Here is a 12,232-nt window from a genome sequence, read left to right on the forward strand (position 1 = left end):
ATCATCATGACTCTGACCTATGAAGCACTGGTCGAACAGGCGACGGATCTCCTGGCGGAGTGCCGCCGCGCCGGCCTGATGATCGCCACGGCAGAATCCTGCACCGGCGGACTGATCGCTGCGGCGCTGACCGAGGTCGCGGGATCGTCGGACGTTTTCGAGCGCGGCTTTGTCACCTATTCCAACCGGGCCAAAGCGGAAGAGATCGCCGTTCCCGCAGACCTGATCTCGGCTTACGGCGCGGTCAGTGAACCGGTGGCGAGGGCCATGGCGACGGGCACCCTCCTCCACTCCGCCGCCGATCTTTCCGTGGCGGTGACCGGCATTGCCGGCCCGGGCGGTGGCAGCGCCGAAAAGCCGGTGGGCCTCGTGCATCTGGCCGCAGCCCGGCGCGGCGGCGCCGTCATTCACAGCGAACAGCGATTCGGGGACCGAGGGCGCGGCGCCGTGCGGCTGGCTACGGTCGCGGAAGCGTTCAGGCTTCTGCGCGGTCTTCTCTGACCGGGCTTACCGGCCGGCTCAGGACGTGCCGTAGACCTGGTCGGCCCGCGCTTCGAAAGCATGCGTGTAGGCACGGAACACGCGGTCGAACATGGTCCCCATCAGAAGCGCCAGCGCGCGGCTCTTGAACTCGTAGACGATGGAGAAGAGAACCTCCGAGGTGCCGTCTTCCCGGGGCACGAAATTCCAGACATTTTCCAGCGAGCGGAACGGCCCGTCCAGATAATCGGCCCTGATCGTCAGCGCCGACCGATCGACAGTGACCTTGCTGGTGAAGCTCTCGCGCACGAGCTTGTAACCGACCGCCATGTCGGCCACGAGGATCAGCTGGTCGCCGGTCTCCTTTCGGCCGCGCACTTCCAGCCGCTCGCAAAGCGGCAGGAACTCCGGATAGCGCTCGACGTCCGCCACAAGGTCGAACATCTGCTGGGCGGTGTGGCGCACCACCCGTTTCGTTTGGAACTCAGGCATGTGTTGGTTTCAGGCCGCCCGGCTTTCGCGAGCCGCCTTGAGCTTGGCGAAGTCCTCGCCCGCATGATGCGACGAGCGCGTCAGCGGACTGGCCGAAACCAGCAGGAAGCCCTTGGCATAGGCGATCGTCTCATAGGACTTGAACGCGTCAGGCGTGACGAACGACTTCACCGGATGGTGCTTGCGCGTCGGCTGCAGGTACTGCCCCATGGTGAGGAAATCCACCTCGGCGGTCCGCAGATCGTCCATGAGCTGCAGGATCTCGTTCCGCTCCTCGCCCAGTCCGACCATGATGCCGGACTTGGTGAACATGTTGGAATCGAGCTCCTTCACCCGCTGGAGGAGGCGAATGGAATGGAAGTAGCGCGCACCGGGCCGCACCGTCAGATAGAGCGACGGCACAGTCTCCAGATTATGATTGAAGACGTCAGGACGTGCCTCGACCACGATCTCAAGGGCGCCGGGCTTGCGCAGGAAATCGGGCGTCAGCACCTCGATCGTCGTCTTCGGCGAGAGCCGCCGGATGGAGCGGATCACGTTCGCGAAATGCGTGGCGCCCCCGTCGGCCAGATCATCGCGATCCACCGAGGTGATCACGACATGCTCCAGACCCATCTGCGCGACGGCCGTCCCGATATGCTCGGGCTCCGATTCGTCGACGGCGCCGGGCATGCCAGTGCGGACGTTGCAGAAGGCGCAGGCGCGGGTGCAGGTATCACCCAGGATCATGAAGGAGGCGTGCTTCTTCGACCAGCATTCGCCGATGTTCGGGCAGCCCGCCTCCTCGCAGACGGTCACCAGCTTGTTCTCGCGCACGATGCCCTGTGTCTCGCGCCACACCGGTGAACCGGGGGCACGGACGCGGATCCAGTCCGGTTTCTTCAGCACGGGAGTGTCCGGCCGATTCGCCTTTTCGGGATGGCGAGGCCTGGGCTGTTCGCCGGCCGGGGCATCGAGCGTGTTGATCAAGGTGACCAGGAGCCTGCTCCTTATGCGACCGTGCGGCCGCGAATGGCGCGATAGATCAGGATCAGGATGATCGCGCCGACGGTGGCCACCACGAGGCTTCCGAGGAAGCCGGCATAGTGGATATTCAGGAGGCCGGCGAGCCAGCCGCCGATCAACGCACCGATGATACCGATGACGATGTTGGCGAAGATGCCCATGTCGGAGCGGGTCACCTTCTCGGCAATCCAGCCGGCGATCGCGCCGATGATGATAGCCAGGAACCAACCCACGCCCGGCATCCAGAAAGCAGTCCGAATTCGCATTCTCGTCTCCCCAGTCACATGTCTTATACGTGGATGACCCGACCGTAGGCGTCAAGGACACTCTCGTGCATGGTTTCCGACAGTGTCGGATGCGGGAAGACCGTGTTGATGAGTTCTTCTTCGGTGGTCTCCAGGTTCATCGCCACGACGAAGCCCTGAATGAGTTCGGTGACTTCCGCGCCCACGAGATGGGCACCGATGAGCTGGCCGGTCTTCGCATCGAAGATGGTCTTGGCAAGGCCCTCGGGCTCGCCAAGCGCGATCGCCTTGCCGTTACCGATAAAGGGGAACCGGCCGACGCGAATCTCCAGACCGGCCTCCCTGGCCTTCTTTTCAGTCATGCCGACGGAGGCCACCTGCGGGTTGCAATAGGTGCAGCCGGGGATCTTCGCCTTGTCCATGGCATGCGGATGCAGGCCCTTGATCGCTTCGACGCAGATCACGCCCTCATGCTCGGCCTTGTGCGCCAGCATCGGAGGACCGGCGACGTCGCCGATGGCATAGACACCCTCGACGCTCGTGCGGCCGAACGGATCCGCGACGATGACGCCGCGCTCGATCTTCACGCCGATCTCTTCCAGGCCGAGACCATCGACATTGCCGACGACGCCGACCGCGGAGATGACGCGGTCCACCTTCATCTGCTCGACCTTGCCACCCTTGAGCTCGACCGTCGCCGTGACATCGTCGGCGCCCTTGTCGAGCTTGGTGACCTTCGCCTCGGTGTGGATCTTGATGCCGAGCTTCTCCAGCCTCTTGCGCGCAAAGGCGGAGATTTCGTGGTCCTCGACCGGGAGGATCTGCGGCAGGACTTCCACGACAGTCACGTCGGAGCCCATGGCATTGTAGAAGGAAGCGAACTCGATTCCGATGGCGCCGGAGCCCACGACCAGCAGCTTCTTCGGCAGTTCCTGCGGAACCATGGCCTCGAAGTATGTCCAGACCAGCTTCTTGTCCGGCTCCAGGCCGGGCAGCGCGCGCGGCCGCGCGCCAGTCGCGACGATGATGTGGCCCGCCGAATAGGTGCCGCCACCGAGCGCACCCTTCGGCGCGCCTTCCGTCGGGGCGACCTCGATCTGGCCCTTGCCCTTCAGCTTGGCTGAACCCCAGATCACGTCGATCTTGTTCTTCTTCATCAGGAAGCCGACGCCCTGATTGAGCTGCGAGGACACCCCCCGCGACCGCTTCACGACAGCGCCGAGATCAAAGGAAACGTTCTCCGCTGACAGGCCGTAATCCTTGGCATGCTGCATGTAGTGGTAGATCTCTGCGGAGCGCAGCAGGGCCTTGGTTGGAATGCAGCCCCAGTTGAGGCAGATGCCTCCGAGATGCTGCTTTTCCACGATCGCTGTCTTGAGGCCGAGCTGGGCAGATCGGATGGCGGTCACGTATCCGCCGGGACCAGACCCGATCACGATCACATCGTACTTGCCGTCAGCCATGCTTCCTCCCTCTCCATCACTTGGGACGGATTGCGTCTATCTCCCTAGAGATAGCGAAGTCGGACGGGGGATGCCATGTAAGCCGTGCATGGCTCACATGCTTTCAGCAGGGACATGGCTTCCGGTCGACGCACATGTCGCCGGAGCATTGGTCTCGGAGAGTGAAGAACACGGTCTGCAATAAAAGAAAAAAGGCCGCTCGAATGAGCGGCCCATCGGCGGAGCAATTCCTGTCAGAGAGGGCCGCCCGGTCGATAATCATAGTTCGGCTTGATATTGGCATTCACGTAGTTGCCTACCGATTCCGCCGTCTTCAGATCTTCGTACTCTTCCGGAGGGACGTCGAAATAGGTGTAAGCCTTTTGACTCCCACGAAACAGCACGTAGAGTTCGTGTTTGTTCTTGTCATAGCCGATCGCGTCTACAGCAGTGGAATCGACCGGATCCATAAGTTCCGACATTGGAAGTGCTCCCTCACACCCGGAGGAAAATGGCTTTTCGGCGATGCTGAATCAAGCGGTATGACGTTTGTACGCCAGGATGCCGGCCATTCGGGCTAGCCTAGGAGGCGAGCTCAGTCTTAAGGGTGATGTTGGCGTTCAGCACCTTGGAGACGGGGCAGTTCGCCTTCGCCGCATCGGCGAGCTTGTGGAACTCGTCTTCGGATATGCCCGGAATTCGGGCCTGCAGCGTGAGCTCGACGGCCGCGATCTTCCAGCCTGCGCCTTCCTGTTCCATCTTCACGACGGCCTTGGTGTGGAGCTCTTCCGGCTCATATCCCGCACCACCCAGCTGGAACGCCAGCGCCATGCTGAAGCAGCCCGCATGGGCCGCGCCGATCAGTTCCTCGGGATTGGTACCCTTCTCCTCGCCGAAGCGCTTTTTGAACGAATAGTTCGCGCCGGAGAGCGCCCCGCTTTCGGTCGTCAGGGTGCCCTGCCCGTCCTTGCCCGACCCCTTCCACACCGCTTCCGCGCGTTTCACGATTGTCGCCATCATATCAGTCCTTTTTTTGCCGAAGAGATGCCGGGATAACGGAGGAGCGGTCTAAGGGTTCAGCACGGACCCGCTAAACCTTTCGGATGCCCGATGAAGGCAGACGCGAAAGAGATCCAGCGCGTCGAGCGGCTGTGGCCGATTGCCTTCCGCCAGAACCATGCCGCCGGTTTCCATCAGGCATTCCGCGATCATCAGATTGTCCGCGAGGCCGAAATCCTCGACCGCGAGCTTGTCGGCCCCAAAGAGGCGCCCGTCTGTCCGGGTAAGAGGCTGGCCGTGCACATGGGCGGCGACCCGCTCCGGATAGGATCGCGGATCGTTTGAATAACCAAAGACCGGCTTGCCCAGCGCCAGCGCAAACCCGACCTCCCATACCGTGCCGACATCCGCGCTCGGTCCCCTGAACGGGCTCAGGTTGGCGATGACGAGATCGGCGGCGCGGGCGAGTTCCACATTTCGGAGATAGATCCGCCGCGACAGCGGCTGTTCGCCATCGCGATGCTCGGCGTCGAGCGGCGCCAGCGGCTCGAAGCCGAACTGTCGGCAAAGTGCCTGCTTCTTCGCGAAGAAGCCCACGGTGTCGGCCAGGAAGACCTCCGGACCCGCGAGATAGATGCTCGGCCTGGACATGGAGCCGCCCCGAAAAAGAAACGGCGGGCCGAAGCCCGCCGCTTGTTCCTAGACCAGCATCGACATCGGATGCTCGATAAAGCGCTTGAAGGCACGGAGAAATTCCGCCCCGAGCGCGCCATCGACAGCGCGATGGTCGGTGGACAGCGTGACCGACATGATGTTCGCCACGACGATCTGACCGCCCTTCACTACCGCCCGCTCCTCGCCGGCTCCCACCGCCAGGATGGTCGCGTGCGGAGGGTTCACGATGGCGGCGAAGTCCTTCACCCCGTACATGCCGAGATTGGAGACCGCCGTCGTGCCGCCCTGATACTCGTCCGGCTTCAGCTTGCGGTCACGGGCGCGCTTGGCAAGGTCCTTCATCTCGTTGGAGATGGCCGAGAGGGTCTTCGTCTCGGCGTTGCGGACCACCGGCGTGATCAGCCCGTTCGGAATGGAGACGGCGACGCCTACATCCGAACGCTTGTGCTTCAGCATGCCTTCGCCCGTCCACGTGACGTTGGCATCCGGCACGGCCTGGAGGGCCATGGCCAGCGCCTTGATCACCATGTCGTTGACGGAGATCTTGTACGTGGGCTTGTCATCCTTGCCCATCGGCGCGGCCGAGTTCAGCTCGCCGCGCAGCTTCAGCAACTCGCCGATGTCGCAATCCGTCGTCACATAGAAGTGCGGGATGGTCGACTTCGCTTCCGTCAGGCGCCGAGCGATGGTCTTGCGCATGGAGTCATGCGGCACGACCTCGTAAGAGCCTTCGAGGAAGAGCTTGCGGATCTGCTCATCCGACATGCCGACAGCCGGAGCGGCGGCAGGCGGCTGAGTAGCCGGAGCCTGACCCGCCTGCGGCTGGGCGGCAGCACCGGCTTGCGGTGTCGGAGCCTTGCCGGTGCCCTGCTTGACCGCATTGTCCACGTCGTTCTTCACGATGCGGCCGTGCGGTCCCGTTCCCGAGACCTGCGAAAGATCCAGCCCGTTCTCCTTGGCGAGGCGACGGGCCAGCGGCGACGCGAAGACGCGCGCGCCGTTCTGCCCCTGTGCCGGAGCCGACGGAGCGCGACCCTGGCCTTCGCCTTGGGCACTGTTGCCCGCACCAGCGGCAGCCGGCTTCTGGTCATGCACCGCGGCATCGCCCTGCTGGGCCTCACCCTTTTCGGCAACAGCCGGAGCTGGCTCCTTCGATGTATCCGTCGTCGGCTGCGCCTGCTCCGCCTTGCCGCTCCCGGAGGCAGGTGCCTGAACGGCGGAGGCGTCTTCGCCCTCGCCGGCCAGCATCGCGATGATCTCATTCACCGGCACGTCCTGCGCGCCTTCCTGAACGAGGATCTTCGCCATCGTCCCTTCGTCGACGGCTTCCACTTCCATGGTCGCCTTGTCGGTCTCGATTTCGGCGATCACGTCGCCGGAGGAGACCTTGTCGCCCTCCTTGACGTGCCACTTCGCGAGATTGCCCTTCTCCATCGTCGGCGACAGAGCAGGCATCAGAATATTGATCGGCATCTGGACGCTCTCCCCAGAGATCGTGTTTCTCGTGGGCTTCTTACTTGTAGCTCACGGCCTTGACGGCATCGATCACGTCCTTGACGGACGGGAGCGCGAGCTTCTCCAGGTTCGCGGCATAGGGCATCGGAACGTCCTTGCCGGTGACCCGGAGGACCGGAGCGTCGAGCCAGTCGAACGCCTTCTCCATGATCTGCGAGATGATCTCGGCGCCAACGCCGGACTGCGGCCAGCCTTCCTCGACGGTAACGCAGCGACCGGTCTTCTTGACCGAGCGGATGATCGCATCGACGTCCATCGGGCGGATGGTGCGAAGGTCGAGGACCTCAACATCGATGCCCTGAGCCGCCAATTCCTCGGCCGCCTTGAGCGCGTAGCTCATGCCGATGCCGAAGGAGACGATGGTCGCATCCTTGCCCTTGCGCGCGATCTTGGCCTTGCCGATCGGCACGACGAAATCGTCGCCCTTCGGCACCTTGAAGGTGTGGCCGTAGAGAAGCTCGTTCTCCAAGAAGATCACCGGATTGGGATCGCGGATCGCGGCCTTCAGAAGGCCCTTCGCGTCCGCGCCGTCATAGGGCATGACGACCTTGAGACCCGGAACCTGGCTGTACCAAGCCGCATAGTCCTGGCTGTGCTGCGCGCCGACGCGGGCGGCGGCACCGTTCGGCCCGCGGAACACGATCGGACAGCCCATCTGGCCGCCGGCCATGTAGAGCGTCTTGGCGGCGGAGTTGATGATCTGGTCGATCGCCTGCATGGCGAAGTTGAAGGTCATGAACTCGACGATCGGACGCAGACCCGCAAAGGCCGAACCGACCGCCAGGCCGGCGAAGCCCTGCTCGGTAATCGGCGTGTCGATCACCCGGCGTGCGCTGAACTCCTCCAGCAAGCCCTGGCTGACCTTGTAGGCGCCCTGATATTCGGCGACTTCCTCGCCCATGAGGTAGACGCTTTCGTCGCGGCGCATCTCTTCGGCCATGGCGTCGCGGAGAGCCTCGCGAAGCGTGACCTCCACCATCTCCGTGCCTTCGGGAATTTCCGGCTGCTCGTCTTCTTCGGGAATCTGCCTGCCGATGAGGGAAGAAACGGCACCCACAGCGGGGCCTTCCTTCTTGAGCTCGCCCGGCTGCTCGCCCTTCTGCGGCGGCGTTTCGGAACTCGCGACGGACGCTTCCGCCTGAGCACCACTCACACCCGCGCCATCCGCTCCGCCCGTCCGGGCCGGTGCGCTGGCGGCCTGGTCGATCGCGGAAGCATCCTCGCCTTCGCCGAGGATCACGGCGATGGGCGTGTTAACCTTCACGCCCTCGGTGCCTTCCTGGATCAGGATCTTGCCGATGCGGCCCTCGTCGACCGCCTCGACTTCCATCGTTGCCTTGTCCGTCTCGATCTCGGCGATCACGTCGCCCGACGAAACCTCATCGCCTTCCTTGACGACCCATTTGGAAAGTTTGCCCTCTTCCATCGTTGGTGAAAGAGCGGGCATAAGTACTTGCGTCGGCATTCGTTTCCTCCCGCCCTTAAGCTTCGGCGTAGATATCCGTCCAGAGCTCCGCAGGGTCGGGCTCCGGATCATGCTGCGCGAAGTCGGCGGCGTCGTTGACGATCTGGCGGATGTCCTTGTCGATATTCTTCAGCTCGTCCTCGGTGGACCAGCCGTTCTCGATCAGGCGCAGCTTCACCTGCTCGATCGGGTCGTGCTCGGTGCGCATCTTCTGGACTTCGTCCTTGGAGCGGTACTTCGCCGGATCCGACATGGAGTGGCCGCGATAGCGGTAGGTCACCATCTCGAGGATGTACGGACCCTTGCCCGAGCGGCAATGCTCAAGCGCACGGTCGGCCGCGGACTTCACGGCGCGGATGTCCATGCCGTCAACCTGCTCGCCCGGAATGTCGAAGGACAGGCCGCGCTTGTAGAGGTCGACCGTGGCGGAGGCGCGATTGACGCTCGTGCCCATGCCGTACTTGTTGTTCTCGATGATGTAGAGAACCGGCAGGTTCCAGAGCTTCGCCATGTTGAAGCTCTCGTAGACCTGGCCCTGGTTGGTCGCGCCGTCGCCGAAATAGCAGATCGAGACGCTGTCATCGCCATTGTACTTGTTGGCGAATGCCAGGCCCGTGGCGATCGGCACGGAAGCGCCGACGATGCCATGGCCGCCGTAGAACTTCTTCTCCTTGGAGAACATGTGCATGGAGCCGCCCTTGCCGCGCGAATAACCGCTCCGGCGTCCGGTCAGCTCCGCCATGACGCCGCGCGATTCCATGCCGGTGGCCAGCATGTGTCCGTGATCGCGATAGGTCGTCGTGGTCTGGTCGTCGCTCTGCTTCGCCATGGTCACCCCGGTGACCACGGCTTCCTGACCGATATACAGGTGACAGAACCCGCCGATCAGACCCATGCCGTAGAGCTGGCCGGCCTTCTCCTCGAAGCGACGGATCAGCAGCATCTCGCGATAGGCGTGAAGCTCCTGCTCTTTCGAGAACTGCGCGTTATGTCCCTGAAGATTCGTATCGTCGGCGCCACGGCGTTCGCTGGACCCAGTTCGCCGCGCGGCAGATTGGATCTCCGCCATCTCGTTTCCTCCGCACTTGTCTGTGCACGAATATAGTGCGCGAGCTTCGGCGGAAAGATCGAAATTTAGCAAGGCCCTAAGCGAAGGGCAGCCATGCGCTAGCCGGGGGTGAGCAGTTCTCCCGTGGTCGGATTGATCAGAATGATCAAATCCTTGGCATTCACGAATCCGAGCGTGGCCCGGCCGCGTTCATCCAGGAGATCCTTGTCGACGCTGTCGGAGCGCAGCAGCTCGACATGCCGCTCGATATCGGCACGCTGCTTGCTGACGGTATCCAGCTCGCCCTGCAGGTCCGTGACGCGGACCTGCAGCTTGTCCAGCGCGTGGAGGCCGTACTGGCCCTCCACGGCGTTGTAGGCGAAGTAGCCGAGGACGAGCAGCGAGCATGCCGGAACCAGCAGAGGCTTGAGCTTCGACTGTTTGTACTGACGTGTCGCCATCGACTCTCGACCCGGAACGATAGGGGGACGGTACGCAAAACCAATCAACGTCCCCGACCTCGTTTGTAGGGCGGTAACGTAAACAAAGAGTGAGCGGTCGGAAGGCACCGAGAAATTTCGTCCGCGGCTCCGAAGCCGGAATCGAAAAGGCCCGGCAGAGCCGGGCCAGAAAGCTTTGGATAAGTTTTCGGGCGGGCAGAAACGCCCGCCCTTCGCCACGATCTCAGCCGTTGCGGAGAATCGAACGGCCGGCGAACCGGGCGGAGGCGCCGAGTTCTTCCTCAATGCGGATCAGCTGGTTGTACTTGGCGAGCCGGTCGGAGCGGGCGAGCGAGCCGGTCTTGATCTGTCCGCAGTTGGTGGCGACCGCGAGGTCGGCGATGGTCGAATCCTCGGTTTCGCCGGAGCGGTGGGACATCACGGCCTTGTAGCTGTTGCTGTGCGCCATGTTCACGGCGTCCAGCGTCTCCGTCAGGGTGCCGATCTGGTTGACCTTGACCAGGAGCGCATTGGCCATGCCCTCCTTGATGCCGCGCGACAGGCGCTTGGTGTTGGTCACGAAGAGATCGTCCCCGACGAGCTGCACCTTGTCGCCGATCTCGTCGGTCAGCGCCTTCCAGCCTTCCCAGTCGTCCTCGGACATGCCGTCCTCGATGGAGATGATCGGGTAGCGCGAGGCCAGATCGCCGAGATAGCGCGCCATCTCCTCCGGGCCGAGCTTCCGCCCCTCGCCGGCGAGATCGTACTTGCCGTCCCTGAAGAACTCGGTGGAAGCGCAGTCGAGCGCGAGGCACACGTCATCACCCGGATGGTAACCAGCCTTCTCGATCGCGCCGAGAATGTAGCTGATCGCCTCGTCGGTGGAGGAAAGGCCCGGGGCGAAGCCGCCCTCGTCGCCGACGTTGGTGTTGTGGCCGGCGTCCTTCAGCTGCTTCTTCAGCGTGTGGAAGATCTCCGAACCGATCCGCACGGCGTCGGCGATGCTTTCCGCGCCGACCGGCATGATCATGAATTCCTGGAAGTCGATCGGGTTGTCCGCATGCACGCCGCCATTGATGATGTTCATCATGGGAACGGGCAGCACGCGGGCGCTGGTGCCGCCGACATAGCGGTAGAGCGGCAGCATGGATGCGTCCGCCGCGGCCTTGGCGACGGCGAGCGACACGCCGAGGATAGCGTTGGCGCCGAGCCGTCCCTTGTTCTCGGTGCCGTCCAGCCTGATCAGCGCTTCGTCGATATGGATCTGCTCTTCCGCGTCCATGCCGCCGATCGCGTCGAAGATCTCGGTGTTCACCGCATCCACGGCCTTGCTGACGCCCTTGCCGCCATACCGGCTCTTGTCGCCGTCCCGCAACTCGACCGCCTCGTGCGCACCCGTCGAGGCGCCCGACGGGACGGCGGCGCGGCCGAGCGAGCCGTCCTCCAGGATGACGTCGACTTCCACGGTGGGGTTGCCGCGGCTGTCGAAGATCTGCCGTCCGATGATGTCGATGATTGCGGTCATGCGATGAGCTCCTAAGGGTTCGTCGATTGATTAGAACGAGTTTGGCCCGAGCGGAAGGTGCACCGGACGGCGGATTCGCCCAGAACCGCCTTTTCGTACCGGCTTCCCATCCCGATATGTGACGCCGTGTCCCTCGACGGTGCGCGCCGGAGGCGCTAGGGGGGCGGCATGGAAACATTGCAGCTCGGGAAGGCCGTCGAACAGCCTTCCTCCCCGGAAGACGCACAGCTCGACCGCGTGCCGAACCCGCATGTCGATACCGACTACGTCACCCGCTTCACCGCGCCGGAATTCACCTCGCTCTGCCCGGTGACCGGACAGCCCGACTTCGCCCATCTCGTGATCGACTATGTACCCGACCGCTGGCTGGTGGAATCGAAGTCGCTGAAGCTCTTCCTCACATCCTTCCGCAACCACGGCGCGTTTCACGAGGATTGCACGGTGTCCATCGGGCGGCGCCTCGTGTCGCTGCTGGAGCCGCGTTATCTCCGCATCGCCGGCTACTGGTATCCGCGCGGCGGCATTCCGATCGACGTCTTCTGGCAGACCGGCGAAGTACCGAAGGCTATCTGGCTGCCGGACACCGGCGTCGCCCCCTATCGCGGCCGCGGCTGAGCGCACGACCAACGGCAACCTCCGGCCTGCGGGCGCGTTCTCCCCGGAGTTCAGGAGGTTCCGATGAGCACGGAAAACCGCAGGCAGGACGACATCACGCCCGACAAGGACATGGCGCACGCGTCGCAGGAAAACCCGACGCTGGCCAGAGACGGCAAGGCCCGGGAGGTCGGCGCCCATGCCGAGAAGACCCAGGTGACGCGCACCGAGCACCACGAGGAGCATGCCCGGGTCGACATCAGTCCGGACCGCCTTGGAAAAGGCGAATAAAACGAAAAAGCCCGGC

General features: G+C 63.4%; 14 protein-coding genes and 1 pseudogene. 3 read left to right on the plus strand and 12 right to left on the minus strand.

The window, feature by feature from the left end; genetic code table 11:
- Positions 1 to 6: 6 nt before the first annotated feature.
- Positions 7 to 501 (plus strand): CinA family protein, encoded by a 495-nt coding sequence (locus tag BMY25_RS16900; protein ID WP_092498729.1) that lies wholly within the window; start codon positions 7 to 9, stop codon positions 499 to 501.
- Between the two features lie 18 nt (positions 502 to 519).
- Here BMY25_RS16900 and BMY25_RS16905 read toward each other — a convergent pair whose 3' ends face one another.
- The 12 genes and pseudogenes from BMY25_RS16905 to eno all read right to left on the minus strand — a co-directional run bounded on the left by BMY25_RS16905 (position 520) and on the right by eno (position 11,331).
- Entirely contained in the window at positions 520 to 972 is a 453-nt protein-coding gene (locus tag BMY25_RS16905) for a type II toxin-antitoxin system RatA family toxin (RefSeq protein WP_092498731.1), read from the minus strand.
- A gap of 9 nt (positions 973 to 981) precedes the next feature.
- A complete protein-coding gene (gene lipA, locus BMY25_RS16910) occupies positions 982 to 1,950 on the minus strand; it encodes a lipoyl synthase (RefSeq protein WP_092498841.1) in 969 nt (322 codons plus the stop codon).
- A gap of 11 nt (positions 1,951 to 1,961) precedes the next feature.
- Positions 1,962 to 2,243: a GlsB/YeaQ/YmgE family stress response membrane protein gene (locus tag BMY25_RS16915; RefSeq protein WP_238858390.1), complete on the minus strand. Its 282-nt coding sequence runs from the start codon at positions 2,241 to 2,243 to the stop codon at positions 1,962 to 1,964.
- Between the two features lie 23 nt (positions 2,244 to 2,266).
- A complete protein-coding gene (gene lpdA / locus BMY25_RS16920; protein ID WP_092498733.1) occupies positions 2,267 to 3,685 on the minus strand; it encodes a dihydrolipoyl dehydrogenase in 1,419 nt (472 codons plus the stop codon).
- 233 nt (positions 3,686 to 3,918) lie between these two features.
- Positions 3,919 to 4,146, minus strand: a complete 228-nt coding sequence (locus tag BMY25_RS16925; protein ID WP_092498735.1) for a KTSC domain-containing protein — start codon at positions 4,144 to 4,146, stop codon at positions 3,919 to 3,921.
- 100 nt (positions 4,147 to 4,246) lie between these two features.
- On the minus strand, positions 4,247 to 4,672 hold the full coding sequence (locus BMY25_RS16930) for an OsmC family protein (protein WP_092498845.1): 426 nt from the start codon (positions 4,670 to 4,672) through the stop codon (positions 4,247 to 4,249).
- A 60-nt stretch (positions 4,673 to 4,732) separates the two neighbouring features.
- Positions 4,733 to 5,314, minus strand: a complete 582-nt coding sequence (locus tag BMY25_RS16935; protein ID WP_092498737.1) for a nucleoside 2-deoxyribosyltransferase — start codon at positions 5,312 to 5,314, stop codon at positions 4,733 to 4,735.
- A gap of 48 nt (positions 5,315 to 5,362) precedes the next feature.
- Positions 5,363 to 6,811: a pyruvate dehydrogenase complex dihydrolipoamide acetyltransferase gene (locus BMY25_RS16940; RefSeq protein ID WP_092498739.1), complete on the minus strand. Its 1,449-nt coding sequence runs from the start codon at positions 6,809 to 6,811 to the stop codon at positions 5,363 to 5,365.
- 40 nt (positions 6,812 to 6,851) lie between these two features.
- A complete protein-coding gene (locus BMY25_RS16945) occupies positions 6,852 to 8,318 on the minus strand; it encodes a pyruvate dehydrogenase complex E1 component subunit beta (RefSeq protein WP_092498741.1) in 1,467 nt (488 codons plus the stop codon).
- A gap of 16 nt (positions 8,319 to 8,334) precedes the next feature.
- Positions 8,335 to 9,282, minus strand: a pseudogene (pdhA, locus tag BMY25_RS16950) (pyruvate dehydrogenase (acetyl-transferring) E1 component subunit alpha); the annotation flags it as partial.
- Positions 9,283 to 9,485: 203 nt separating this feature from the next.
- Positions 9,486 to 9,827, minus strand: coding sequence for an FtsB family cell division protein (locus tag BMY25_RS16955; protein ID WP_092498745.1), 342 nt, complete (start codon positions 9,825 to 9,827; stop codon positions 9,486 to 9,488).
- A 223-nt stretch (positions 9,828 to 10,050) separates the two neighbouring features.
- Positions 10,051 to 11,331, minus strand: coding sequence for a phosphopyruvate hydratase (gene eno, locus BMY25_RS16960; RefSeq protein WP_092498747.1), 1,281 nt, complete (start codon positions 11,329 to 11,331; stop codon positions 10,051 to 10,053).
- Positions 11,332 to 11,499: 168 nt separating this feature from the next.
- Between eno and queF the strand changes: the two genes are divergently transcribed.
- Positions 11,500 to 11,946, plus strand: a complete 447-nt coding sequence (gene queF / locus BMY25_RS16965) for a preQ(1) synthase (RefSeq protein WP_092498749.1) — start codon at positions 11,500 to 11,502, stop codon at positions 11,944 to 11,946.
- A 63-nt stretch (positions 11,947 to 12,009) separates the two neighbouring features.
- Positions 12,010 to 12,216 (plus strand): hypothetical protein, encoded by a 207-nt coding sequence (locus BMY25_RS16970; protein ID WP_092498751.1) that lies wholly within the window; start codon positions 12,010 to 12,012, stop codon positions 12,214 to 12,216.
- Positions 12,217 to 12,232 lie beyond the last annotated feature (16 nt).

This window comes from Faunimonas pinastri, assembly GCF_900110915.1.
In the GTDB taxonomy this organism is placed as follows: Bacteria; Pseudomonadota; Alphaproteobacteria; order Rhizobiales; family Afifellaceae; genus Faunimonas; species Faunimonas pinastri.

Bases quoted from the DNA above. Each gene is read 5' to 3' on its own strand.
- queF (WP_092498749.1), top strand. From the start codon at position 11,500: ATGGAAACATTGCAGCTCGGGAAGGCCGTCGAACAGCCTTCCTCCCCG.
- BMY25_RS16945 (WP_092498741.1), bottom strand. From the start codon at position 8,318: ATGCCGACGCAAGTACTTATGCCCGCTCTTTCACCAACGATGGAAGAG.
- lpdA (WP_092498733.1), bottom strand. From the start codon at position 3,685: ATGGCTGACGGCAAGTACGATGTGATCGTGATCGGGTCTGGTCCCGGC.
- BMY25_RS16915 (WP_238858390.1), bottom strand. From the start codon at position 2,243: ATGCGAATTCGGACTGCTTTCTGGATGCCGGGCGTGGGTTGGTTCCTG.
- BMY25_RS16955 (WP_092498745.1), bottom strand. From the start codon at position 9,827: ATGGCGACACGTCAGTACAAACAGTCGAAGCTCAAGCCTCTGCTGGTT.
- BMY25_RS16940 (WP_092498739.1), bottom strand. From the start codon at position 6,811: ATGCCGATCAATATTCTGATGCCTGCTCTGTCGCCGACGATGGAGAAG.
- BMY25_RS16935 (WP_092498737.1), bottom strand. From the start codon at position 5,314: ATGTCCAGGCCGAGCATCTATCTCGCGGGTCCGGAGGTCTTCCTGGCC.
- BMY25_RS16925 (WP_092498735.1), bottom strand. From the start codon at position 4,146: ATGTCGGAACTTATGGATCCGGTCGATTCCACTGCTGTAGACGCGATC.
- eno (WP_092498747.1), bottom strand. From the start codon at position 11,331: ATGACCGCAATCATCGACATCATCGGACGGCAGATCTTCGACAGCCGC.
- BMY25_RS16900 (WP_092498729.1), top strand. From the start codon at position 7: ATGACTCTGACCTATGAAGCACTGGTCGAACAGGCGACGGATCTCCTG.
- BMY25_RS16905 (WP_092498731.1), bottom strand. From the start codon at position 972: ATGCCTGAGTTCCAAACGAAACGGGTGGTGCGCCACACCGCCCAGCAG.
- BMY25_RS16970 (WP_092498751.1), top strand. From the start codon at position 12,010: ATGAGCACGGAAAACCGCAGGCAGGACGACATCACGCCCGACAAGGAC.